Annotated in this window: 35 protein-coding genes; 33 read left to right on the top strand and 2 right to left on the bottom strand. The window is 34.5% G+C overall.

Annotated features, from left to right (window positions below; all coding sequences use genetic code 11):
* Both WN975_RS16125 and WN975_RS16120 read right to left on the bottom strand, forming a co-directional pair.
* Positions 1–3,228, bottom strand: a complete 3,228-nt coding sequence (locus WN975_RS16125) for a SusC/RagA family TonB-linked outer membrane protein (protein WP_337967404.1) — start codon at positions 3,226–3,228, stop codon at positions 1–3.
* An 85-nt stretch (positions 3,229–3,313) separates the two neighbouring features.
* A complete protein-coding gene (locus WN975_RS16120; RefSeq protein WP_337967403.1) occupies positions 3,314–5,029 on the bottom strand; it encodes a hypothetical protein in 1,716 nt (571 codons plus the stop codon).
* A 168-nt stretch (positions 5,030–5,197) separates the two neighbouring features.
* Here WN975_RS16120 and rpsL point away from each other — a divergent pair, with 168 nt between their 5' ends.
* The 33 genes from rpsL to carA all read left to right on the top strand — a co-directional run bounded on the left by rpsL (position 5,198) and on the right by carA (position 24,071).
* On the top strand, positions 5,198–5,581 hold the full coding sequence (gene rpsL, locus WN975_RS16115; RefSeq protein WP_007136570.1) for a 30S ribosomal protein S12: 384 nt from the start codon (positions 5,198–5,200) through the stop codon (positions 5,579–5,581).
* Positions 5,582–5,696: 115 nt separating this feature from the next.
* Positions 5,697–6,173: a 30S ribosomal protein S7 gene (gene rpsG / locus WN975_RS16110; protein ID WP_007803600.1), complete on the top strand. Its 477-nt coding sequence runs from the start codon at positions 5,697–5,699 to the stop codon at positions 6,171–6,173.
* 10 nt (positions 6,174–6,183) lie between these two features.
* Positions 6,184–8,340, top strand: coding sequence for an elongation factor G (fusA, locus tag WN975_RS16105; protein ID WP_056245966.1), 2,157 nt, complete (start codon positions 6,184–6,186; stop codon positions 8,338–8,340).
* 11 nt (positions 8,341–8,351) lie between these two features.
* Complete coding sequence (rpsJ, locus tag WN975_RS16100) at positions 8,352–8,657, top strand: 30S ribosomal protein S10 (protein WP_007803605.1); 306 nt, start codon at positions 8,352–8,354, stop codon at positions 8,655–8,657.
* 401 nt (positions 8,658–9,058) lie between these two features.
* Positions 9,059–9,676 (top strand): 50S ribosomal protein L3, encoded by a 618-nt coding sequence (rplC, locus tag WN975_RS16095; RefSeq protein ID WP_007803612.1) that lies wholly within the window; start codon positions 9,059–9,061, stop codon positions 9,674–9,676.
* A complete protein-coding gene (gene rplD, locus WN975_RS16090) occupies positions 9,676–10,305 on the top strand; it encodes a 50S ribosomal protein L4 (protein ID WP_041516263.1) in 630 nt (209 codons plus the stop codon). The genes rplC and rplD overlap by 1 nt, the downstream gene beginning before the upstream one ends.
* Positions 10,306–10,312: 7 nt before the next feature.
* Positions 10,313–10,603: a 50S ribosomal protein L23 gene (gene rplW / locus WN975_RS16085; protein WP_007803621.1), complete on the top strand. Its 291-nt coding sequence runs from the start codon at positions 10,313–10,315 to the stop codon at positions 10,601–10,603.
* A 9-nt stretch (positions 10,604–10,612) separates the two neighbouring features.
* Positions 10,613–11,437: a 50S ribosomal protein L2 gene (gene rplB / locus WN975_RS16080; RefSeq protein WP_007803623.1), complete on the top strand. Its 825-nt coding sequence runs from the start codon at positions 10,613–10,615 to the stop codon at positions 11,435–11,437.
* 6 nt (positions 11,438–11,443) lie between these two features.
* Positions 11,444–11,722: a 30S ribosomal protein S19 gene (gene rpsS, locus WN975_RS16075; RefSeq protein WP_012022488.1), complete on the top strand. Its 279-nt coding sequence runs from the start codon at positions 11,444–11,446 to the stop codon at positions 11,720–11,722.
* 6 nt (positions 11,723–11,728) lie between these two features.
* Positions 11,729–12,142, top strand: coding sequence for a 50S ribosomal protein L22 (gene rplV, locus WN975_RS16070; protein ID WP_007803631.1), 414 nt, complete (start codon positions 11,729–11,731; stop codon positions 12,140–12,142).
* Positions 12,143–12,147: 5 nt separating this feature from the next.
* Positions 12,148–12,909, top strand: a complete 762-nt coding sequence (rpsC, locus tag WN975_RS16065) for a 30S ribosomal protein S3 (protein WP_007803635.1) — start codon at positions 12,148–12,150, stop codon at positions 12,907–12,909.
* 19 nt (positions 12,910–12,928) lie between these two features.
* Positions 12,929–13,354, top strand: coding sequence for a 50S ribosomal protein L16 (gene rplP, locus WN975_RS16060; RefSeq protein ID WP_007803637.1), 426 nt, complete (start codon positions 12,929–12,931; stop codon positions 13,352–13,354).
* 13 nt (positions 13,355–13,367) lie between these two features.
* Positions 13,368–13,559: a 50S ribosomal protein L29 gene (rpmC, locus tag WN975_RS16055; RefSeq protein ID WP_007803639.1), complete on the top strand. Its 192-nt coding sequence runs from the start codon at positions 13,368–13,370 to the stop codon at positions 13,557–13,559.
* Between the two features lie 17 nt (positions 13,560–13,576).
* Positions 13,577–13,837, top strand: a complete 261-nt coding sequence (gene rpsQ / locus WN975_RS16050; RefSeq protein ID WP_007803646.1) for a 30S ribosomal protein S17 — start codon at positions 13,577–13,579, stop codon at positions 13,835–13,837.
* Between the two features lie 2 nt (positions 13,838–13,839).
* The gene (gene rplN, locus WN975_RS16045; RefSeq protein ID WP_007803649.1) at positions 13,840–14,208 is read left to right on the top strand and encodes a 50S ribosomal protein L14; all 369 of its coding nucleotides are present in this window, start codon (positions 13,840–13,842) and stop codon (positions 14,206–14,208) included.
* Positions 14,209–14,219: 11 nt separating this feature from the next.
* Complete coding sequence (rplX, locus tag WN975_RS16040) at positions 14,220–14,534, top strand: 50S ribosomal protein L24 (RefSeq protein ID WP_007803650.1); 315 nt, start codon at positions 14,220–14,222, stop codon at positions 14,532–14,534.
* A 2-nt stretch (positions 14,535–14,536) separates the two neighbouring features.
* On the top strand, positions 14,537–15,088 hold the full coding sequence (gene rplE, locus WN975_RS16035) for a 50S ribosomal protein L5 (RefSeq protein WP_007803652.1): 552 nt from the start codon (positions 14,537–14,539) through the stop codon (positions 15,086–15,088).
* Between the two features lie 3 nt (positions 15,089–15,091).
* Positions 15,092–15,361: a 30S ribosomal protein S14 gene (rpsN, locus tag WN975_RS16030; RefSeq protein ID WP_007803655.1), complete on the top strand. Its 270-nt coding sequence runs from the start codon at positions 15,092–15,094 to the stop codon at positions 15,359–15,361.
* Between the two features lie 105 nt (positions 15,362–15,466).
* Positions 15,467–15,865 carry a 30S ribosomal protein S8 gene (gene rpsH, locus WN975_RS16025; protein ID WP_017495014.1) on the top strand — a complete coding sequence of 133 codons (399 nt, stop codon included), beginning with the start codon at positions 15,467–15,469 and terminating at the stop codon, positions 15,863–15,865.
* 18 nt (positions 15,866–15,883) lie between these two features.
* Positions 15,884–16,426, top strand: coding sequence for a 50S ribosomal protein L6 (gene rplF, locus WN975_RS16020; protein ID WP_089478372.1), 543 nt, complete (start codon positions 15,884–15,886; stop codon positions 16,424–16,426).
* 11 nt (positions 16,427–16,437) lie between these two features.
* The gene (rplR, locus tag WN975_RS16015) at positions 16,438–16,788 is read left to right on the top strand and encodes a 50S ribosomal protein L18 (RefSeq protein WP_042565878.1); all 351 of its coding nucleotides are present in this window, start codon (positions 16,438–16,440) and stop codon (positions 16,786–16,788) included.
* A 3-nt stretch (positions 16,789–16,791) separates the two neighbouring features.
* On the top strand, positions 16,792–17,316 hold the full coding sequence (rpsE, locus tag WN975_RS16010; RefSeq protein WP_085950926.1) for a 30S ribosomal protein S5: 525 nt from the start codon (positions 16,792–16,794) through the stop codon (positions 17,314–17,316).
* A 12-nt stretch (positions 17,317–17,328) separates the two neighbouring features.
* Entirely contained in the window at positions 17,329–17,511 is a 183-nt protein-coding gene (gene rpmD / locus WN975_RS16005; protein ID WP_017495010.1) for a 50S ribosomal protein L30, read from the top strand.
* A gap of 11 nt (positions 17,512–17,522) precedes the next feature.
* Complete coding sequence (rplO, locus tag WN975_RS16000; RefSeq protein WP_017495009.1) at positions 17,523–17,975, top strand: 50S ribosomal protein L15; 453 nt, start codon at positions 17,523–17,525, stop codon at positions 17,973–17,975.
* 13 nt (positions 17,976–17,988) lie between these two features.
* A complete protein-coding gene (gene secY, locus WN975_RS15995) occupies positions 17,989–19,335 on the top strand; it encodes a preprotein translocase subunit SecY (protein WP_089351921.1) in 1,347 nt (448 codons plus the stop codon).
* 7 nt (positions 19,336–19,342) lie between these two features.
* Positions 19,343–19,558, top strand: coding sequence for a translation initiation factor IF-1 (gene infA / locus WN975_RS15990; RefSeq protein WP_007136545.1), 216 nt, complete (start codon positions 19,343–19,345; stop codon positions 19,556–19,558).
* A gap of 12 nt (positions 19,559–19,570) precedes the next feature.
* A complete protein-coding gene (ykgO, locus tag WN975_RS15985; protein ID WP_072945378.1) occupies positions 19,571–19,687 on the top strand; it encodes a type B 50S ribosomal protein L36 in 117 nt (38 codons plus the stop codon).
* A 2-nt stretch (positions 19,688–19,689) separates the two neighbouring features.
* A complete protein-coding gene (rpsM, locus tag WN975_RS15980) occupies positions 19,690–20,064 on the top strand; it encodes a 30S ribosomal protein S13 (RefSeq protein ID WP_007803675.1) in 375 nt (124 codons plus the stop codon).
* An 8-nt stretch (positions 20,065–20,072) separates the two neighbouring features.
* Positions 20,073–20,456 (top strand): 30S ribosomal protein S11, encoded by a 384-nt coding sequence (rpsK, locus tag WN975_RS15975; RefSeq protein ID WP_007803677.1) that lies wholly within the window; start codon positions 20,073–20,075, stop codon positions 20,454–20,456.
* A 95-nt stretch (positions 20,457–20,551) separates the two neighbouring features.
* Positions 20,552–21,157 carry a 30S ribosomal protein S4 gene (gene rpsD, locus WN975_RS15970; protein ID WP_026982953.1) on the top strand — a complete coding sequence of 202 codons (606 nt, stop codon included), beginning with the start codon at positions 20,552–20,554 and terminating at the stop codon, positions 21,155–21,157.
* Positions 21,158–21,178: 21 nt separating this feature from the next.
* A complete protein-coding gene (locus tag WN975_RS15965; protein WP_026109818.1) occupies positions 21,179–22,171 on the top strand; it encodes a DNA-directed RNA polymerase subunit alpha in 993 nt (330 codons plus the stop codon).
* A 36-nt stretch (positions 22,172–22,207) separates the two neighbouring features.
* Positions 22,208–22,696: a 50S ribosomal protein L17 gene (gene rplQ / locus WN975_RS15960; protein ID WP_007803683.1), complete on the top strand. Its 489-nt coding sequence runs from the start codon at positions 22,208–22,210 to the stop codon at positions 22,694–22,696.
* A 256-nt stretch (positions 22,697–22,952) separates the two neighbouring features.
* Positions 22,953–24,071 carry a glutamine-hydrolyzing carbamoyl-phosphate synthase small subunit gene (gene carA / locus WN975_RS15955; protein WP_337967402.1) on the top strand — a complete coding sequence of 373 codons (1,119 nt, stop codon included), beginning with the start codon at positions 22,953–22,955 and terminating at the stop codon, positions 24,069–24,071.
* Positions 24,072–24,110 lie beyond the last annotated feature (39 nt).

The following is a 24,110-nucleotide window of genomic DNA, read 5'->3' as shown; positions in this document are numbered from 1 at the left end:
TTAGAAGTTAAGTTTTACATTAAATGAGTATACTTTAGTAGCTGGCATAACTCCTGATTGGAACCCTTGAATATTTCCTGCTGATGATCCTGCTTCAGGGTCAGCGTATGGAAGGTTTTTGTCAATGATCCAAAGATTGTTTCCGATTACACTAAATGACATACCTTTAATGTTCATTTTGTCTAAAATTTTTGATGGTAAGCTGTAAGTTAATCCAACTTCTCTTAGTTTAACAAATGAACCATCGTATACGTAAGCTTTTGTTGGGTTTGTGTCAGAACTGAAAGCAGTTCCTCCAGATGTTGAAGCGTCAATTCTTGTAGTATTTGCTGTTCCGTCCGCGTGAACTCCAGGCAAGATTACTCCTCCGCTATCATTACCACTTGTTAATGGGTTTCTAACTGAGTTTCCAAGATCATTTACTCCTAAATCATAGATACCAGTTTCTCTTCCGTAAGCTTGATCTAAAGAGAAGATATCTCCTCCTTTTTTCATGTCAATTAAGAAGTTGAAAGAAAGGTTTTTGTAAGTTACTCTGTTTGAGATACCGCCAATCCATTTTGCTTGAGTGTTACCAACAACTTGGTTTTTATTAAGTACATAGAAACCATTAGCGTCAATTACTCTGTTTCCATTTGCGTCATAAGTGTAATCTGTACCTCTTAATGTTCCGTATGATTCACCAACTGTTGCGTTTAATGAAGCTCCACCTTGGAAAGTAGCAAGTAATAAATTATCTCTTCCTTGGTTTAATGAAACTACAGTGTTTTTGTTAGTTGACCAGTTTACTCCAATGTCCCATGTGAAGTTTTGAGTTTTAACTGGTTTTCCAGATAATGCAACCTCAATACCTTTGTTTTCAATTTCTCCCGCATTTACAGTAGCATAATTTACACCTGTTGATGTAGATTGTGGTACATTGAAAATTTGATTTTCAGTGTTGGTTTTGTATAAAGACAAATCAAAATTTAATCTATTTTTAAACATTCCCATCTCTAGACCTGCTTCCCAAGCTTTTTGGATTTCTGGTTTTAGGTTAGCAAAATCTAAGTATGTGTTACTGTTTCCAAATAATGGATTTCCTTCTAATCCGTAGTTGTTAGTTTTAGCACCTAATCTTCCAGCAGCAGGGTCGTTACCTACTTGAGCGTAGTTGATTCTAACTTTTCCTAAAGATAACCAATCAGCTTGAACTAATTCAGAGAAGATTAAACTTGATCCAATTGAGTAATAGCTATAGTTGTTGTTTTCTTGCGGTAATGCTGTACTCTTATCTAATCTGTATGATCCCTCTACGAAAAGGAATTTTTTATAATCTAAAGATAATTGTCCGTATAAACCTGATTTCTCATATGTAATTTGAGATTCTTTTGCAGGTAAAAATACGTTAGAGTTGTCTAAGCTGTATAAGCCTTCTTTAGCTAATCCTCCAGTTGTAGAAGCTTGGATTGAGTAAGCATCAGATCTTAGGAAAGTGTATCCTGCTAAAGCTTTTGCTCCAATGTCTTCTGTGATGTGGAAATTGTAAGTCGCTATGAAGTCATAAGTTTGTTGCATGAAGTCTCTTTTGTAAAGAGAATAACCTGATCCATCATTTGCACCACTGATTCCAAAAGTTTCAGCGTGGCTTCCTACTGCTTTTCTAAGTTCTTGTTGGTCGTTAGAGTAATCAATAGTTGCACGTCCTAAAACTGTAAAGTCTTTGTTGATGTCGTATGATAAACTTGTTCCAGCTAAGAATCTTGTTCTTGAATCTTGCTCATAGTTTTGATATCTGTCAAAGTATGGGTTGTTCCAGAAAGCAGGAGCTAAGTTACCATTTGTTGGATCAGTCATGTTCCAAGTAACGTTTTGGTGTGTTCTGTTGTATTCTTGTTCTAATTCTTTGATGTCGTTGTTAACTGCCCACCATTGTCTGAAACCACCAATAAAGTTGTCTCCATATCCTGTATTATTTCTACCTGTAGTATTTTGATTAGTAAAAGTAAAAAATGCAGTCGAAGTTAATTTGTCTGATAAATCTCTTGAGAAGTTACCATTTAAACTGTTTTTGTTTAGTAAACTGTTTGGTAATACACCAGTGTTGTTACTGTTGGTAAAACCTAAATTGTAAGCTCCTTTTTCATCACCACCACTTAAATTTACGTTGTTTGTGTAAGTAGTTGATTTTTGGAAAAATGAAGTAGGATTGTTTTTAGCTGCTACCCAAGGAGTGGCTTTTCCGTAGTTAGGATTTCCTAATACGAATGCATTCCATTGGTATACCATGATACTTGGGTCAAATTTATTTCCGTAAGAAGCATCATCTCCAGTAGAAGCTACAAGTCCGTTTGGATTACCAAAAACGTCAGCAGGATAGCTACTGTCTTCTCCTCCATATCCTTCACCATATTTAGTTTGGTAAGTTGGCATAGTAGTTTTGTCAATTGAACCAACAGATACAGTTGAGCTAACAGAAACTCCTAGAGCAGAATTCTTTTTCCCTTTTTTAGTAGTAATCATAATCGCTCCGTTTGAAGCCTGGCTACCATAAAGTGCTGTCGCAGCTGCACCTTTCAATACGTTGATAGATTCAATGTTGTTAGGATCGATATCAGATGCGGCGTTACCAAAGTCAAATCCTTGTCTTCCGTTTTGTGAATCTTGGTCATTTAAGTTAGCATTACTTACTGCAACCCCATCAATTACAATTAATGCTTGGTTGTTACCAGTGATACTTTTAACACCTCTCAGTACAATGTTTGTAGATCCTCCAAAGTTAGAGTTTGCTTTAATTTCTAAACCAGCAACTTTTCCAGATAAATTGTTAAGGAAGTTGTTTGTTGGTGAGCTGTTAACCTGCTCAGCAGTTACTAATTGAGAAGAATAACCTAAAGATTTTTTCTCTCTTTTTACACCCAAGGCAGTTGTTACAACTACGCCTTCAAGTTCTTGTGCTGCATCACCTAGTTTTACATTCACTACTGATGAGCTTGCGGCTATTTCTTGGGTTTTCATCCCAATGTAGCTAAATACCAGTACCTGGCTTGTTGATGCTTTGATAGAGAACTTTCCGTCAAAATCAGTTTGTGTCCCAGACTTAGTTCCTTTTACTAATACGCTCACGCCTGGCAAAGGCATTCCTGCATTATCGGAAACTGTACCTGAAACGGTTCTTTCTTGCGCAAAACTTAACTGCGCCATTAGCACTAATAGTAGTACTAAGAATCCATTGAACTTTAGTTTCATTTTTAAATATTTTGAATTAGTGATGCAAAACTCTTAATAATTTGTTAACTTTCCTAATGATAGTTTAAAGTTTTTTTGAGTTGGGTCAAAATTTAACATTATAACATATACTTACCATAGTGTTAAATAATTGTATTTCCTTAATGTTTTCCCTTCCGTTTGTGAGATTTATTCGCAATAAACCGCTTGATGTTTGTATTGTTGCTCCAATTCCAATTCCTGTTAAATTGTTAATTTTTTTAGGATTTAAAGTTCTTGTTAAGTCTTGATATATCGCATAGTCGATAATTGAATTTATGTATAAATTATCTGAAACAACATATCTGTATTCTGTAAGAAGCATCGATGTGAAATTTGCCTGAAGACTATTTTCTGAAAAACCCCTTATTGAGTTTATTCCGCCAAATCTAAATAATTCGTTTGTGATGTAATTTTTACTGTTTAAATAAAAAATTTGCGGATTTATGAAGAGATAGTTCCTTTTATTTATTTTGAAATTGTAAGAAAGATTTGAATTTATATAAAGCTGAGGGCTTGAAGCTACTGTTTCCGGATCGCCATTTGTATTTCGTTTTCCATATCCCACTATGAAATTTATAAAAGCTTTCCTTGGGAAAAGATTGTTTTCGATGTCTCCTTTTTTGTATTCAAAAGTTGAAGTGAAATAGGAGTTTTTATAGTCACTAATGGTAGAATTGTTTGTGTTTTGAATGTCGCTTGATTCTGTTGATTGATGGCCAAGGTATATTTTTGTATTGTAATTTATAAAATAGCCTAGATCTATAGAGGTTTTAGTATTTTGAAAAGTGCTATCTTGTTTGAAGATGTTTAATTGTGCTTTTAATCCCAATGAAGATTGAAAAATATAAGGGATTTCTATTTTTGTGTTGAAGGTTTTTTGTTGGTTTCCGTCGCTTTTCCAGTACAGTGAAAATTGTTCTCCGGCATGAAGAGTGTTTAATAGTGCTATATCAAGGTATCCATTTAGAGTTAATTTTTTGTTTTCATCGTTCGAAAATCCAATGTATCCGTCAAAAGTGTTTGCTTTTCTTTTTTCGATATAAGTATAAATTTTGGTGGAATCGCTAGTGAATAATATTTGGGGATATTTGGTCTGAGTGACGAATTCGTAGCTGTTAATATCGTTGTAAAGTTCTTTTACTGTTTCTTGGTTAAAAGTTTTATTAAGGTATTTTTTATTGAGCTGTTTTAAGTGACCTTTTGGGAAATAGCTTTTTTTATTACCGTTTTCTCGGTTAAGAATAATTGAATTTACGGTGCGTTTTTTTTCGGATTTAAAAGTTAAATCGGCATAAATTGTTGAATTCTTTGTTTGAATATTTTCAAGTTTTGCTTTACTTAATGCGAAACCTCTTTTTTCTGCATCAATTATTTTTTGATTTAGAAAGTTTTCTAACTCTTCATATGGAATAATTAAAGTGTCTTTGTTTGTTTCTGAAGTGTCAAAAAGAGGTTTATTTCTACCTATATATATATGAATGTTTTTTGTTTTCTTATTTAGGTTGATTATTGTTGTATAAGTGCTGTCGTTTGTCTTGTTGGTTTCTAGTATTTGATTGTTAATGTATCCTTTTTTTGATAATTTTTCAGAAGTGTTTTTTATTTCGTTAAATAACGATTTTATATTTGTGTGATTTGTTGTATAGTCTAGAGAATCAATTGTTTGAGTTTGAGTTTGGTTTGATCCGTTTATTATTAAACGGAAGTTTTGTGCATAGCAGGAAATGCTTGCGCAAAAAAAGAGTAGTTGTAAAAAGGGTTTTGAAAGCAATTTTTTCATTTATTAAAAGTATTGCAAATATCTATTGTTTGTTTCTAAATTCATAAGCTTAAATAATGTTATTGAAAATTAATGAATTAACGTTTGTATAGTGAAAAATATTTTATACATTTGCAACCCCGTAAAAAGCGGGAATTTAATATACATAATAAATTTTTAGTATTAATTATGCCAACAATTCAACAATTAGTAAGAACAGGAAGAACTCAGATCACTAAGAAGAGTAAATCGGTTGCTTTAGATTCTTGTCCTCAAAGAAGAGGGGTTTGTACGCGTGTTTACACTACTACACCAAAAAAACCAAACTCTGCAATGCGTAAAGTTGCGCGTGTACGTTTGACAAATGGTAATGAAGTGAATGCTTACATCCCTGGAGAAGGACACAATCTACAAGAGCACTCGATAGTATTAGTGCGAGGTGGAAGGGTAAAAGATTTACCAGGTGTTAGATATCATATCGTTCGTGGAGCGCTTGACACGTCAGGAGTTGCAGGAAGAACGCAAAGAAGATCTAAGTACGGTGCTAAACGCCCAAAAGAAGCAAAAAAGTAATTTAAAACGTTAAAGTTGGAGGTTAGGAGTTAAGGGTTTGAAATTAGGCGTAAGCTAAAGTGGATGACACATAACATTTAACGGATGACCTATAACTTTTTATTAAAAAAAAGACATGAGAAAAAGAGCGGCAAAGAAAAGACCACTTTTACCAGATCCAAGGTTTAACGACCAATTGGTAACACGTTTTGTAAACAACTTAATGTGGGATGGTAAGAAATCTACAGCTTTCAAAGTATTTTATGATGCTATTGACATCATTGAGTCTAAAAAGCAAGATTCAGAAAAATCTTCATTAGAAATTTGGAAAGATGCTTTAACAAACGTTATGCCTCACGTAGAAGTACGTAGCCGTAGAGTTGGTGGAGCTACATTTCAAATCCCAATGCAAATTAGACCAGACAGAAAAATTTCTATGGCAATGAAGTGGTTAATACTTTATTCTAGAAGAAGAAATGAAAAATCTATGGCACAACGTTTAGCATCAGAATGTTTAGCTGCTGCTAAAGAAGAAGGTGCTGCGGTTAAGAAAAGAATGGATACTCACAAGATGGCAGAAGCTAATAAAGCTTTCTCTCACTTTAGATTTTAATTCGTAAGAAATGGCTAGAGATTTAAAATATACAAGAAATATCGGAATTGCTGCTCACATTGATGCTGGTAAAACAACAACAACTGAGCGTATCCTTTTTTATACTGGAAAGTCACACAAAATTGGTGAAGTACACGATGGTGCTGCAACAATGGACTGGATGGCTCAAGAGCAAGAAAGAGGTATTACAATTACTTCAGCTGCAACAACTTGTGAGTGGAATTTTCCAACTGAGCAAGGTAAGCTTTTGCCTGAATCATTGCCATACCACTTTAATATCATTGATACTCCTGGACACGTTGACTTTACTGTAGAGGTAAACCGTTCTTTACGTGTACTTGATGGTTTAGTTTTCTTGTTTAGTGCTGTTGATGGTGTTGAGCCTCAATCAGAAACTAACTGGAGACTTGCAGATCAGTACAGAGTTCCACGTATGGGATTCGTAAACAAAATGGACCGTCAAGGATCTAACTTTTTGGCAGTTTGTCAACAAGTTCGTGATATGTTAAAATCAAATGCTGTTGCGATCACTTTGCCAATTGGTGAAGAAAATGATTTCAAAGGTGTTGTAGATTTAGTAAAAAACCAGGCTATCATTTGGCATGATGCAACTCAAGGGGCAACTTTTGATATTGTTGAAATTCCTGCTGATATGGTTGCAGAGGTTAAAGAATACAGATCTATTCTTATTGAAGCAGTTGCTGATTACGATGAAAACTTATTAGAGAAATTCATGGAAGATGAAAACTCTATTACAGAAGAAGAAATCAACAATGCTTTAAGAGCTGCTACTATGGATATGGCTATCATTCCAATGATTGCTGGTTCTTCTTTCAAAAACAAAGGAGTTCAATTCATGTTAGATGCGGTTTGTAAATATTTACCTTCTCCAATGGATAAGGAAGGTATCGAAGGAATTCATCCTGATGATGCTGAATTGTTAGAAGAAGATCAAACTAAAATCTTACGTAAGCCAGATGTAAAAGAGCCGTTCGCTGCTTTAGCATTTAAAATTGCTACTGACCCATTCGTAGGTCGTTTAGCTTTCTTCCGTGCTTACTCTGGTCGTTTAGATGCAGGTTCTTATGTTTTGAACACACGTTCAGGAAATAAAGAAAGAATTTCTCGTATCTACCAAATGCATGCTAACAAGCAAAATCCAATCGAATTTATTGAGGCTGGAGATATTGGGGCTGCTGTTGGATTTAAAGATATCAAAACTGGAGATACATTGTGTGATGAAAAACACCCAATTATTCTTGAGTCTATGAAATTCCCTGCACCGGTAATTGGTATTGCAATTGAACCTAAAACTAAAGCTGACGTTGATAAAATGGGTATGGCTCTAGCTAAATTAGCTGAGGAAGATCCAACATTTACTGTTAGAACAGATGAGGCTTCAGGGCAAACGATTATCTCAGGTATGGGTGAGCTTCACTTAGATATCTTAGTAGATCGTATGAAACGTGAATTTAAAGTTGAAGTGAACCAAGGTGAGCCTCAAGTTGAATATAAAGAAGCGTTTACAAGAACTGCTACGCACAGAGAGACTTATAAGAAACAATCAGGAGGTCGTGGTAAATTCGGTGATATCGTATTTACACTTGAGCCAGCTGACGAAGTTGATGGTAAAGTTCCTGTAGGATTACAGTTTATTAATGCAGTAAAAGGTGGTAACGTTCCTAAAGAATATATTCCATCTGTAGAAAAAGGTTTCCGTGAAGCTATGAAAACTGGTCCTTTGGCTGGTTATCAAGTGGATAGTTTGAAAGTAACTTTGACAGACGGATCTTTCCACCCTGTCGATTCTGATGCTCTTTCTTTTGAATTAGCTGCAAGAATGGGTTATAGAGAAGTAGCAAAAGCTGCTGGAGCAATTATTCTTGAGCCTATCATGAAAATGGAAGTTATTACTCCTGAAGAAAACATGGGGGATATCGTAGGTGATATCAACCGTCGTAGAGGTCAGGTTAATGATATGGGTGACAGAAACGGTGCTAAAACTATTAAAGCTGATGTGCCTTTATCAGAAATGTTTGGATATGTAACAACATTAAGAACATTATCTTCAGGTAGAGCTACTTCAACAATGGAGTTTTCTCACTATGCAGAAACACCTTCTAATATTTCAGAAGCTGTAATTAAAAAAGCAAAAGGTAACGCTTAATTCTTAAGAAAATGAGTCAAAAAATCAGAATAAAACTAAAATCTTACGATCACATGTTGGTAGATAAGTCTGCTGAAAAGATTGTAAAAACAGTAAAAACTACTGGAGCAGTTGTAACAGGTCCAATTCCGTTACCAACTCACAAAAAACTTTTCACTGTATTGCGTTCTCCGCACGTTAACAAAAAAGCGAGAGAACAATTTGAAGTAATGTCATACAAGAGATTGATTGATATTTATTCATCTTCATCTAAAACTATTGATGCTTTAATGAAACTTGAATTGCCAAGTGGGGTTGAAGTAGAGATTAAAGTATAATTTTATTATATTTTTATAAAAAAAAAGCGAGACAGAAATGTTTCGCTTTTTTTGTTGTTTTAAATTTTGTTGTGTTTAGTTTTTTAATTAAATGAAAACAATAATTTAATGTTGTTTTGTTAGAAAAGCCTTATTTAGAGCTGTGTGGCGCTGATTTTGGGTTTTATTGAGAAGATTTTTTTGTAATACAAATCTGTAGTTAATTTTGATTCCAATTATTTTTATCGAAATATAAAAGAGCTCGAGGTGGTTTCTTTTGAGCTTGGATTTTGATAATGAGCGATTTAATTTTTGTAACTGTTTGGTATATTCAATTTTAATATCTACTTTTGCACTCCCTGTTTGGAAATTTCTGTTATTTTCAAATTGAAGGGAATTTTAGTAATTAATAATTAATATTTATGTCTGGGTTAATTGGTAAAAAAATCGGCATGACTAGTATTTTCGACGAAAATGGGAAAAACATTCCTTGTACAGTAATCGAAGCTGGGCCGTGTGTTGTTACCCAAGTCAGAACCAAAGGTGTTGACGGGTACGAAGCGTTGCAACTTGGTTTCGATGACAAAAACGAGAAACATTCCACTAAAGCGGCTTTAGGTCACTTTAAAAAAGCTGGAACTGTTGCTAAGAAAAAAGTCGTTGAATTTCAAGATTTTGCAACTGAACAAAAATTAGGAGATCTTATTGATGTTTCTATTTTTGCTGAAGGAGAATTTGTAGATGTACAAGGTGTGTCTAAAGGTAAAGGTTTTCAAGGGGTTGTTAAACGTCACGGATTTGGTGGTGTTGGACAAGCAACTCACGGTCAACACAACCGTTTAAGAGCGCCAGGTTCTGTGGGAGCTTCTTCATATCCATCTAGAGTATTCAAAGGAATGCGTATGGCTGGAAGAATGGGAGGAGACAATGTAAAAGTTCAAAACCTTAGAGTTTTAAAAGTAGTTGCTGAAAAGAACCTACTTGTTATTAAAGGATGTGTTCCTGGACATAAAAACTCTTATGTAATCATTCAGAAGTAATGGAAGTAAAAGTATTAGATTTCAACGGAAAAGATACTGGAAGAAAAGTTCAACTTTCTGATTCAGTATTCGCAATTGAACCAAACAATCACGCTGTATACCTTGATGTAAAGCAATATCTTGCTAATCAAAGACAAGGGACTCATAAGGCTAAAGAAAGAGCTGAGGTGACAGGAAGTACACGTAAGATTAAAAAACAAAAAGGAACAGGTACTGCTCGTGCGGGAAGTATCAAAAATCCATTGTTTAAGGGTGGTGGAACAATTTTTGGACCAAGACCAAGAAGTTATTCATTTAAATTGAATAAAAGCTTGAAAAGATTGGCGAGAAAATCAGCTTTCTCAATCAAAGCAAAAGAGTCAAATATTATCGTTCTTGAGGACTTTAATTTTGAAACTCCAAACACTAAAAATTTCATTAACGTTTTGAAAGCTTTAGGGTTAGATAATAAAAAATCTCTATTTGTGTTGGGTGAGTCAAATAAAAATGTATATTTGTCGTCACGCAATTTAAAGGCTTCAAATGTCGTAACTAGCTCAGAATTAAGCACTTACGCTATTTTAAACACTAATAATTTAGTGCTTTTAGAAGGTTCTTTGGAGTTAATTGAAGAAAATTTAAGTAAATAATAGGAATATGAGCATCATAATTAGACCTATAGTAACAGAAAAAGTAACCAAAGAAAGTGAAGTTTTAAACCGCTTCGGATTCGTTGTTGACAAAAAAGCAAACAAAGTTCAAATTAAGAAAGCTATTGAAGCTGCTTATGGAGTAACTATCGTTTCAGTTAACACGATGAACGTAAGGCCGGATAGAACTACAAAATACACTAAAAGTGGTTTGATCAGTGGAAAGACAAATGCAATTAAGAAAGCGATTGTTCAAGTACAAGAAGGAGAAACAATTGATTTTTACAACAATATCTAAGATAGAAAAATGTCAGTAAGAAAATTAAAACCTATTACCCCAGGTCAGCGATTTAGAGTTGTGAATGGTTATGACGCCATTACAACTGATAAGCCGGAACGCTCTTTGATAGCGCCGATAAAAAACTCTGGAGGTAGAAATAGTCAAGGAAAGATGACCATGCGTTATACGGGTGGTGGTCACAAGCAGAGATATCGTATTATTGATTTCAAAAGAACTAAAGACGGAATTCCGGCTACTGTGAAATCAATCGAATACGATCCAAATCGTACTGCATTTATCGCTTTATTAGCTTATGCTGATGGAGAGAAAACTTATGTAATTGCTCAAAATGGATTGAAAGTTGGTCAGAAATTAGTTTCTGGTCCAGAATCTCAACCTGAAATTGGTAATACATTGCCTTTAAGCAGAATTCCTTTAGGAACTGTAATCTCTTGTATTGAGTTACGTCCAGGTCAAGGAGCGGTAATTGCTCGTTCAGCTGGTACATTTGCTCAATTAATGGCAAGAGATGGAAAATATGCTACAATTAAAATGCCATCTGGTGAAACAAGATTGATCTTGTTAACTTGTTCGGCTACAATTGGAGCTGTTTCTAATTCAGACCACCAATTAGTTGTATCAGGAAAAGCTGGTAGAACAAGATGGTTAGGAAGAAGACCTAGAACAAGACCTGTTGCAATGAACCCTGTTGATCACCCAATGGGTGGTGGAGAAGGACGTTCTTCTGGTGGACATCCACGTTCAAGAAATGGAATACCAGCAAAAGGTTATAGAACTCGTTCTAAGAAAAACCCGAGTAACAAGTATATCGTAGAACGTAGAAAGAAATAATAAGATATGGCACGTTCATTAAAAAAAGGACCTTTCGTTCATTATAAGTTAGACAAGAAAGTTCAGGAAAACGTAGAAAGTGGTAAAAATAGTGTAGTAAAGACTTGGTCTAGAGCTTCTATGATTACTCCAGATTTCGTTGGACAAACTATCGCAGTTCATAACGGTCGTCAATTTGTACCAGTTTACGTAACAGAAAACATGGTAGGTCACAAATTAGGAGAATTTTCACCAACTAGATCTTTTAGAGGTCATGCTGGAGCAAAAAATAAAGGTAAAAAATAAGAAGCAATGGGAGTTCGTAAAAGAGAAACAGCAGATGCGAGAAAAGAGGCTAATAAGTCTATTGCTTTCGCAAAATTGAATAACTGCCCTACTTCACCTAGAAAAATGCGCTTAGTAGCGGACTTGGTAAGAGGTCAGAAGGTAGAAAGAGCACTTAACATCTTAAGATTTAGTTCTAAAGAGGCTTCAAGAAAATTAGAAAAACTATTATTATCTGCAATCAATAACTGGGAGCAAAAAAATAGTGAAGGTAATTTAGAAGAAGCTGGATTATTTGTTAAGGAGATCAGAGTAGATGGTGGAATGATGTTGAAAAGACTTCGTCCAGCTCCACAAGGTCGTGCACACAGAATAAGAAAACGTTCTAACCACGTAACAATCGTGCTTGGAGCTATCAATAACACACAAAGCAATTCTTAAGCAGCATGGGACAAAAGACAAATCCAATTGGAAATAGACTTGGTATCATCAGAGGGTGGGACTCAAACTGGTATGGTGGAAATGATTACGGTGACAAACTTGCCGAAGATCACAAAATCAGAAAGTATATCCACGCTCGTTTATCAAAAGCTAGTGTATCTAAAGTAATCATCGAGAGAACTTTGAAACTTGTAACCGTTACTATCACTACTGCTAGACCTGGTATCATTATCGGAAAAGGTGGGCAAGAGGTAGACAAGTTGAAAGAGGAACTTAAGAAAGTTACTGACAAAGAGGTTCAAATCAACATCTTTGAAATCAAAAGACCTGAATTAGATGCTTATCTTGTGGCGACAAGCATCGCTCGTCAAATCGAAAGCCGTATTTCTTACAGACGTGCAATCAAAATGGCTATTGCTGCTTCTATGCGTATGAACGCTGAAGGTATCAAAGTTTTGATTTCTGGTCGTTTGAATGGTGCTGAGATGGCACGTTCAGAAGGTTTCAAAGAAGGTAGAATTCCTCTATCAACTTTCAGAGCTGACATTGATTATGCTTTGGCTGAAGCTCATACTACTTATGGTAGAATGGGTATCAAAGTATGGATCATGAAAGGTGAAGTTTATGGAAAGAGAGATCTTTCTCCACTTGCAGGAATGGATAAAAAACAATCTGGAACTGGTGGTGGTAAAGGTGGCGATTCTCCAAGAGGAGATAGAAAGCCTTTTAATAAAGGTGGAAAACCAGACGCTCGTAAAAGAAAGTAAATTTTTAAACTAAAGAAAAATGTTACAGCCTAAAAGAACAAAATACCGTAAGGTACAAAAAGGTAAAATGAAAGGTAACTCTCAAAGAGGGCATGAGCTTTCTAATGGAATGTTTGGTATTAAATCTGTACATGAAGATGGAATGTTCTTAACGTCTCGTCAAATCGAAGCTGCGCGTATCGCTGCAACTCGTTTTATGAAGAGAGAAGGACAATTATGGATCAAAATATTTCCAGACAAACCAATTACTAAGAAGCCTCTTGAGGTACGTATGGGTAAAGGTAAAGGTGCCGTTGAATATTGGGCTGCCGTTGTTAAACCCGGAAGAATTATGTTTGAAGTTGGAGGAGTTCCTTTATCAGTTGCAAAAGAGGCGTTACGTCTTGCAGCTCAAAAGCTTCCAGTAAAAACTAAATTCGTCGTTGCTAGAGATTTCGAAGCATAATTAAATTTATATTATGAAACAATCAGAAATAAAAGATCTTTCTGCAGCGGAGTTGCAAGAAAAACTTAGTCAAACTAAGAAAATATATGCTGACCTAAAAATGGCTCACGCTATTTCTCCAATTGAGAACCCACTTCAAATTAGAAGTGTAAGAAGAACAGTTGCAAGATTGGCTACAGAGTTAACTAAAAGAGAGTTACAATAATTGTATTCTGCTGAAAGATGGAAGAAAAAAGAAATTTAAGAAAAGAAAGAATAGGTGTTGTTACTTCAAATAAAATGGATAAGTCTATTGTTATTGCTGAAGTAAGAAAAGTAAAGCACCCATTATACGGTAAGTTCGTGTTGAAAACAAAGAAATACGTTGCACACGACGAAACAAACGACTGTAACATTGGAGATACTGTAAGAATTAGCGAAACGCGTCCTTTAAGTAAAACAAAATGTTGGAGATTAGTTGAAATCTTAGAAAGAGCTAAATAATTATGGTACAACAGGAATCAAGACTAAAAGTAGCAGATAACACGGGAGCAAAAGAAGTTTTAACTATCCGTGTTTTAGGAGGTACCAAAAGAAGGTATGCCTCTGTTGGTGACAAGATTGTAGTATCTATTAAAGATGCAACTCCTAACGGTAACGTTAAAAAAGGAGCTGTTTCAACTGCAGTTGTTGTACGTACCAAAAAAGAAGTGAGAAGAGCTGATGGTTCTTATATCCGTTTCGATGATAATGCATGTGTTCTTTTGAATGCTGCAGGGGAAATGAGAGGGACACGTGTTTTTGGTCCGGTAGCAAGAGAACTTCGTGAAAAACAATTCATGAAAATTGTATCATTAGCACCAGAAGTGCTTTAATTCGTTTTAAGATGATAAAGCTAAAAATAAAATCAGGAGATATCGTAAGAGTTATTGCTGGAGACCATAAAGGTGCTGAAGGTAAAGTTTTACGTGTTTACCGTGAGAAAAATAAAGCGATAGTTGAAGGTGTAAACATGGTTTCGAAACATACAAAACCAAGTGCTAAAAACCCTCAAGGTGGTATCGTTAAGAAAGAAGCTTCTATACAAATATCTAACATTTCACTAATTGATCCTAAAACTAAGGAAACAACTAGAGTTGGTATTAGAGTAGAAGGAGATAAGAAAGTAAGATTTTCAAAAAAATCTAATCAAGTACTATAGTAATGGCATATACACCTAGACTAAAAGAAGAATATAAGAGTAGAGTAATCTCTGCTCTTAAAGAGGAATTCGGATATACAAACGTAATGCAAGTTCCAAAACTTGAAAAAATCGTTTTGAGCCGTGGAGTTGGTGCAGCTGTATCTGATAAAAAACTTATTGACTATGCAGTTGATGAGTTAACAAAGATCACTGGACAAAAAGCAGTATCTACAATTTCAAAGAAAGACGTTGCGTCTTTCAAATTGAGAAAAGGGATGCCTATTGGAGCAAAAGTTACTTTACGTGGTGAAAGAATGTATGAGTTTTTAGATAGACTTGTTACTTCTGCTTTGCCACGCGTTAGAGATTTTAGTGGTATTAAAGCTACTGGTTTTGACGGAAGAGGTAATTACAACCTTGGAGTTTTAGAGCAAATCATTTTCCCAGAAATTGATATTGACAAAGTAAACAAAATTTCAGGGATGGATATTACATTTGTTACTACTGCAAAAACAGACAAGGAAGCAAAGTCATTATTGGCTGAATTAGGATTACCTTTTAAAAAGAATTAAGACATGGCTAAAGAATCAATGAAAGCCCGCGAGGTTAAGAGAGAAAAAACGGTAGCAAAGTATGCTGAGAAAAGAAAAGCTTTGAAAGAAGCTGGAGATTTTGAAGGTTTACAAAAATTACCTAAAAATGCTTCACCAGTTCGTTTACACAATCGTTGTAAATTAACAGGTAGACCAAGAGGGTATATCCGTCAGTTCGGTATTTCACGTGTAACTTTCCGTGAGATGGCTAATAATGGATTAATTCCTGGAGTTAAAAAGGCATCTTGGTAATCTCGTAATAAGTTATTACTTTTGCAAACCAAAAAAATAATTTTAATTGATTAAAGGTTCGGGAGGCGAGTGCCTCCCGAAAACCATAATCGCAATCAAATACATATGTATACAGATCCTATTGCAGATTATTTGACTAGAGTTCGTAACGCTGTGGCTGCAAACCACAAAGTTGTTGAAATTCCAGCTTCTAATCTAAAAAAAGAAATAACTAAGATCTTATTTGATCAAGGTTATATCTTGAGTTACAAATTTGAGGACAACTCTGTTCAGGGTTCAATCAAAATTGCTTTGAAGTACGATAAAGATACTAAAGAGCCTGTAATTAAAGATATCCAAAGAATTAGTAAACCTGGTTTACGTAAATACGCAGGTGCTGCCAAATTACCAAGAATCCTTAACGGATTAGGAATTGCAATTGTTTCAACTTCAAAAGGTCTTATGACTGGAAAACAAGCGAAACAATTAAATGTAGGTGGTGAAGTAATTTGTTACGTATACTAATTTTAAAGACTAAATAAGATGTCAAGAATAGGTAAAAGCCCAATTGTAATCGCTGCTGGAGTAACTGTTGAAGTTAAAGATGGTATCGTTACGGTAAAAGGAAAAAAAGGTCAACTAACTCAGGAGTTTTCGGACATTACTGTAAAAGTTGAAGGCGATCAAATTTTATTAGAGAGATCGTCTGATCATAAAGACCAAAGAGCAAAACACGGATTATACAGATCATTAATCAATAACATGATAATTGGTGTATCTGAAGGTTTTACAAAAGAACTTGAATTAGTTGGAGTTGGTTATAGAGCTTCAAACCAAGGTCAAAAGTTAGATTTAGCTCTTGGATATTCTCACAATATTGTTTTAGAAATTGCTCCAGAAGTAGCTTTAGAAACAATATCTGAAAAAGGTAAAAACCCTATTGTAAAATTAACATCATTTGATAAACAACTTTTAGGTCAAGTTGCTGCGAAAATCAGAGGTTTCCGTAAGCCAGAGCCGTACAAAGGAAAAGGTGTTAAATTTGTGGGTGAAGTATTAAGAAGAAAAGCAGGTAAATCAGCTTAAAAAATAAGATTATGTCATTAACAAAATCTGATAGAAGACAGAGAATTAGATTCAGAATTAGAAAATCGATTAGTGGTACTGCTACTAACCCAAGACTATCTGTATTTAGAAGTAACAAAGAAATTTACGCTCAACTTATTGATGATGTAAATGGAGTTACTTTATTAGCTGCATCTTCAAGAGAAAAAGAAATAGGAAAAGGTACTAACGTTGAAATCGCTGCTGCTGTTGGAAAACTTGTTGCAGAGAAAGCGTTAAAAGCTGGGATTGATACCATCACTTTTGATAGAGGTGGATATTTGTATCACGGTCGTATTAAATCATTAGCAGAAGGCGCAAGAGCGGCTGGACTTAAATTCTAATATATTATGTCTAAATACAAAAATGTAGAATTGGTAAAACCAAGTGGTCTTGAACTTAAAGATCGTCTGGTAAGTGTTAATCGTGTTACTAAGGTTACAAAGGGAGGTAGAGCTTTTGGTTTTTCTGCTATTGTAGTTGTAGGTGATGAAAATGGAGTAGTTGGTCACGGATTAGGAAAATCTAAAGACGTTTCTGAAGCAATTGCGAAAGCAGTAGAAGATGCTAAGAAAAATTTAGTAAAAATTCCTTTGAATGGACAATCTGTTCCTCACGAACAAAAAGGTAAATTTGGTGGTGCGCGTGTATTCTTAATTCCTGCTTCTCATGGTACAGGAGTTATTGCTGGTGGAGCTGTTCGTTCAGTTCTTGAATCAGTAGGTATTCACGATGTATTATCTAAATCTCAAGGATCATCAAATCCTCATAACGTAGTGAAAGCAACTTTTGATGCTTTATTACAAATGAGAAGCGCTCACACTGTTGCAAAACAAAGAGGTGTTTCTTTAGAAAAAGTTTTTAAAGGTTAATTCAAGGAAATTATGGCTAAATTATTAGTAAAACAAGTAAGAAGCAAAATCAACTGCCCTCTTTCTCAAAAAAGAGGTTTGGAAGCTTTAGGTCTACGTAAAATGGGACAAGTTGTAGAGCATGATTCAAATCCTGCAATCCTTGGGATGATAAACAAAGTTAAACACTTAGTTTCTGTCGAAGAAGCTAAATAACAAATACTGTTATGAATTTAAGTAACTTACAACCAGCTGAAGGGTCAACACACAATCAAAATAAAAGATTAGGTAGAGGAGAAGGTTCTGGAAAAGGTGGTACTTCTGCAAGAGGTCACAAAGGAGCAAAATCTCGTTCTGGTTATTCTAAAAAGATTGGTTTTGAAGGAGGGCAAATGCCACTTCAAAGACGTGTGCCTAAGTTTGGTTTCACAAACATCAATCGTAAAGAATACGAAGGTGTTAATTTAGATACGCTTCAATTATTAGTAGACAATGGTGTGATTACTGATTCTGTTTCTATGACAGATTTCGTAGCAAATCGTCTAGCTACCAAAAATGAAATCGTTAAGATTTTAGGTAGAGGAGAGTTGAAAGCAAAATTAAAAGTAACTGCCCACAAATTTACTGCTACTGCAAAAGCTGCTATCGAAGCTGCTGGAGGAGAAGCTGTAACTATATAACTTATCTACTAAGATGAAGAAATTTATTGAATCAATAAGTAATGTTTGGAAAATCGAAGAACTGAAAAACAGAATCTTAATTACATTAGGATTGCTTTTAGTATATCGTTTTGGTGCACACGTAACGCTGCCTGGAATTGACGCAACTCAATTAACAGGTTTAGCGGGACAAACTAAAAATGGTTTAGGATCTATCCTAGACATGTTTACAGGAGGTGCTTTCTCTAAAGCTTCAGTTTTTGCTTTAGGTATTATGCCTTATATTTCTGCATCTATTGTTGTTCAGTTAATGGGAATTGCGATTCCTTATTTGCAAAAACTTCAAAACGATGGAGAGAGTGGTAGAAAAAAGATTAATCAAATCACTCGTTGGTTGACTATAGCTATTACACTGGTTCAAGGTCCAACTTATATCTATAATTTGTATAGAACATTGCCTGGAAGTGCATTCTTGTTAGGTTTTAATTCTCCTGAATTTTTGTTCTCTTCAGTTATTATCTTAGTTACAGGTACAATTTTTGCTATGTGGCTTGGAGAAAAAATTACAGATAAAGGTATTGGAAATGGAATTTCATTATTGATTATGGTTGGTATTTTGGCAAGATTACCTCAAGCATTCATGCAAGAGTTCTCTTCTAGAGTTACCAATAACAATGGTGGTCCAATGTTATTAGTTATTGAAATTATTGTGTGGTTATTGGTAATCATTTCTTGTGTATTGCTTACAATGGCAGTACGTAAAATTCCTGTTCAATACGCTCGTCGTACAACAACTGGAGATTACGAGCAAGATTTAGCTGGCGGTAACAGACAATGGATTCCTCTAAAGCTTAATGCTTCTGGAGTTATGCCAATCATTTTTGCTCAGGCAATTATGTTTATACCTGCAGCTGTAGCTGGATTGTCTAAATCAGATACATCACAATCTATCGTTGGTGCATTTAGTAATATGTTTGGTTTCTGGTATAATTTTGTATTTGCAACATTAATTATTGTATTTACATTTTTCTATACTGCAATCACTGTACCTACTAACAAAATGGCTGATGATTTAAAAAGAAGCGGTGGTTTTATTCCTGGAGTTCGTCCAGGTGCTGAAACTTCAGACTTCTTGGATAAAGTGATGTCTTTAATAACTTTCCCAGGATCTTTATTCCTTGCTTTGATTGCTGTGTTCCCAGCTATTGTTGTAAGTATTATGGATGTACAACAATCTTGGGCAATGTTTTTTGGAGGTACCTCATTAATAATTATGGTTGGAGTTGCAATAGATACTATTCAACAAATCAATTCATACTTGTTAAACAAACATTATGATGGTTTAATGAAGACTGGTAAAAATAGAAAAGCGGTAGCTTAATATATTTATGGCAAAACAATCAGCAATAGAACAAGACGGATCAATCATTGAAGCATTATCAAATGCGATGTTCCGTGTAGAGTTAGAAAATGGACATATCGTAATTGCTCATATTTCTGGTAAAATGCGTATGCATTACATCAAGTTATTACCTGGTGATAAAGTGAAACTAGAAATGAGTCCTTATGATTTGTCAAAAGCAAGAATTACTTATCGATATTAAAGGATATTCACTATGAAAGTTAGAGCATCAGTAAAAAAGAGAAGTCCCGAGTGCATCATTGTGCGTAGAAAAGGGAGATTGTACGTAATAAACAAAAAGAATCCTAGATTTAAACAAAGACAAGGATAATTATGGCAAGAATAGCAGGGGTAGATATCCCAAAAAATAAAAGAGGTGTTATAGCACTTACCTATATCTTTGGATTAGGAAGAAGTAGAGCTATTGAGATTTTAGAAAAAGCTCAAGTTAGCCAAGATAAAAAAGTTCAAGATTGGAATGATGACGAGATCGGAGCAATTCGTGATGCTGTGTCATTTTACAAAATTGAAGGAGAATTACGTTCTGAAGTTTCTTTGAACATCAAACGTTTGATGGATATTGGTTGTTACAGAGGTATTCGTCATAGATCTGGTCTTCCATTAAGAGGACAAAGAACTAAAAACAACTCTAGAACAAGAAAAGGTAAAAGAAAAACTGTTGCTAACAAGAAAAAAGCAACTAAATAATAAGTAATATGGCTAAAGCAACTGCAAAAAAACGTAAAGTTATCGTTGAATCAACGGGAGAAGCTCATATTTCTGCTACCTTCAATAACATCATCATTTCTTTGACAAACAAAAAAGGTGAAGTTATTTCTTGGTCTTCAGCTGGTAAAATGGGTTTTAGAGGTTCTAAAAAGAATACTCCATACGCAGCCCAAATGGCAGCAGAAGATTGTAGTAAAGTAGCTCTTGAGGCTGGACTTAAAAAAGTGAAAGTTTATGTAAAAGGACCAGGAAACGGACGTGAGTCTGCTATCCGTTCTATTCATAACGGTGGAATTGAAGTTACTGAGATTATCGACGTTACTCCAATGCCTCACAACGGATGTCGTCCTCCAAAAAGACGTAGAGTTTAATTTTATTTATTCATAGTATAAACAAGGTAGAATATAGATTATCGAAGGATTTGACCTGAATTCATAATCTCTACCTTAAATTTAATTTTTTAGAAATGGCAAGATATACTGGTCCAAAAACTAGAATTGCTCGTAAATTTGGCGAAGCAATCTTCGGAGATGATAAATCTTTCGAAAAAAGAAATTACCCACCTGGACAACACGGGATGGCTAAAAAAAGAGGTAAAAAATCTGAGTATGCTGTTCAGTTAATGGAAAAGCAAAAAGCTAAATATTCTTACGGAATTTTAGAAAAACAATTCAGAAATTTATTCAAAAAAGCATCAGCTACTAAAGGTGTTACTGGTGAAGTTCTTTTACAATTATGCGAAGCAAGATTAGATAACGTTGTTTTTAGAATGGGAATTGCTCCTTCTAGAAGAGGTGCTAGACAATTAGTTTCTCACAGACACGTTACTGTAAATGGTGAAGTTGTAAATATCGCTTCTTACCACCTTAAACCTGGTGATAAAGTTGCAGTTCGTGAAAAATCTAAATCTTTAGAAGCTATCGAACGTTCTTTATCAAATTCAAGTCATGTTTATGAATGGATTACTTGGAATAATGATCTTAAAGAAGGAACTTTTGTTTCTGTACCTGCAAGACTTCAGATTCCAGAAAACATTAAAGAACAATTAATCGTAGAGTTGTACAACAAATAATAATTGACTTAGTCGAAATTTATGGCAATATTTAATTTTCAAAAGCCCGATAAAGTTATCATGATCGATTCAACCGATTTTGAAGGTAAATTCGAATTTAGACCTTTAGAACCTGGTTATGGATTGACAGTTGGTAATGCACTTAGAAGAGTTTTGCTTTCAGCATTAGAAGGTTATGCAATTACATCTGTTCGTATCGAAGGTGTAGATCATGAGTTTTCTACTATTTCAGGTGTTGTTGAAGATGTTACCGAAATTATCCTTAATCTAAAACAAGTTCGTTTCAAACGTCAAATTGAAGATATCGATAATGAAGCAGTTACAATTTCTGTTTCTGGTAAAGATCAACTAACAGCAGGTGATTTTCAAAAATTTATTTCAGGTTTCCAAGTTTTGAATCCAGACCTTGTTATCTGTAATTTAGATTCTAAAATCAAATTGAACTTCGATTTAACAATCGAAAAAGGTAGAGGATATGTTCCTGCTGAGGAGAACAAAAAACAGAACGCTGCAATTGGTACTATTTTTACAGATTCAATTTTTACTCCGGTAAAAAATGTAAAATATGCGATTGAAAACTTCCGTGTTGAGCAAAAAACAGATTACGAAAAATTAGTTTTTGAAATTAAAACTGATGGTTCTATTAATCCAAAAGATGCTCTTACTGAAGCTGCTAAAGTTTTAATTCACCACTTCATGTTATTTTCTGACGAAAGAATTACACTCGAGGCTGACGAAATTGCACAAACAGAATCGTATGATGAAGAGTCATTGCATATGAGACAATTGCTTAAAACTAAGCTTGTTGATATGGATTTATCTGTGAGAGCATTAAATTGCTTGAAAGCGGCTGAAGTTGATACACTTGGTGATTTAGTATCGTTCAATAAAAATGACCTAATGAAATTCCGTAATTTTGGTAAAAAGTCTTTAACTGAGCTAGATGAACTTGTAGCTGTTAAAAATTTAACTTTCGGAATGGACTTAGCTAAATACAAATTAGATAAAGAATAATTCAATCCCGCTTGCGGGATTAAATTTAAAATAGCAATGAGACACGGAAAAAAATTCAATCACTTAAGCAGACAGACTGGACATAGAAAAGCTATGTTGGCTAATATGGCTTGTTCTCTTATTGAGCACAAACGTATTAACACTACTGTTGCTAAGGCTAAAGCGCTTAAACAATTCGTTGAGCCTTTAATCACAAAATCAAAAGAAGATACTACTCACAATCGTCGTATCGTTTTTGCTTACTTACGTAGTAAATATGCGGTAACTGATTTATTCAGAGACGTAGCTGCTAAAGTTGGAGACCGTCCAGGTGGATACACTCGTATCATTAAAGTTGGAAATCGTTTGGGAGATAATGCTGATATGGCAATGATCGAACTTGTAGATTTCAATGAACTTTACAATGGTGGTAAAAAAGAAGTTAAAAAAGCAAAAAGCCGTCGTGGTGGTAAAGCAAAAAAAGCTGAGGAAACTACTGAAGCTCCAGCTGCTGAGTCAGAAACGACTACTGAAGCTTCTGAATAATTATGAAAGTAATGATTCTATAAAAATCAAGGATAAACTAATTTTTAGTTTATCCTTTTTTTTTGAAATTTTTTAAAAGTGTGTAGATTTTAACTTATTTCATTCGCTTGGTTTTATTTTTAAGAATGAAATTTTTAAAAAAATCTTGGAAGCACTCTTTTAAAAAAGTAAATTTGCAAAATATCTAATTACAAGTAAAATACTCCTTAGTGAATATTTTAGTAGACAATTCAAAAAAAAACAATACAATTAAAGAATGAAATACACTACACGACAAAGCGCCATTTTACTATTAAGCGACGGAACCATTTTTCATGGAAAATCTATCGGTATAAGTGGTAAAACATTTGGAGAGGTTTGTTTTAACACTGGAATGACTGGATACCAAGAGATTTTTACAGATCCATCTTACTTTGGGCAAATAATGGTAGCTACTAATGCTCACATTGGAAACTATGGTGTTAATGATTTGGAGATAGAATCTGATAGCATTAAAATTGCTGGTTTAGTTTGTAAAAACTTTAGTTTTAATTATTCAAGAGAAGATGCTTCCGGAAGTTTAGAAGATTATTTTACAAAGCAAAACTTAATTTGTATTTCAGATGTTGATACAAGAGCTTTGGTAAGTTACATTCGTGACAATGGAGCTATGAATGCTGTTATTTGTACAGACGGAACTTCGATTGAAGATTTAAAAAAGGAATTGGCTAATGTGCCAAATATGGAAGGTTTGGAGTTGGCGTCGAAAGTATCAACTACTGAGCCTTATTTTTTTGGTGATGAAAACGCTACATATAAAGTATCTGCTTTAGATCTTGGAATCAAAAAGAATATCCTAAGAAATCTAGCGAAAAGAGATTGTTATATCAAAGTGTTTCCTTATAACTCAACTTATAAAGATTTAGCAGAGTTCAATCCTGATGGATATTTCTTGTCTAATGGACCTGGTGATCCCGACCCTCTTTTTGGAGCTATTGAAGTTGCAAAAGAAATTTTAGCAAATGATAAGCCACTATTTGGAATTTGTTTGGGACACCAAGTAATTGCTCTTGCAAATGGAGTTCAAACTTATAAAATGTTCAATGGACACAGAGGGATAAATCATCCGGTTAAAAATATATTAACTGGTATAGGTGAAATTACTTCTCAAAATCATGGATTTGCTGTTAATAAAGAACAACTGGATAATCATCCGGAATTGGAAATAACACATTTACATTTAAATGACGGTACTGTTGCGGGAATGCGTATGAAAAATAAGAATTGTTTTTCAGTGCAATATCATCCAGAAGCTAGTCCGGGGCCACATGATTCTTCTTATTTGTTTGATCAGTTTGTAGAGAACATAAAACTTGCTACTGCTAAAACGATGTAGTTAATAAATAAAGGTGTTTAATAGTGATAATACGTTTTT

The organism is uncultured Flavobacterium sp. (assembly GCF_951805225.1).
Taxonomy (GTDB): Bacteria; Bacteroidota; Bacteroidia; order Flavobacteriales; family Flavobacteriaceae; genus Flavobacterium.
The sequence above is the reverse complement of the archived record's forward strand: the minus strand, read 5'-3'. Positions and strand labels throughout refer to the sequence as shown.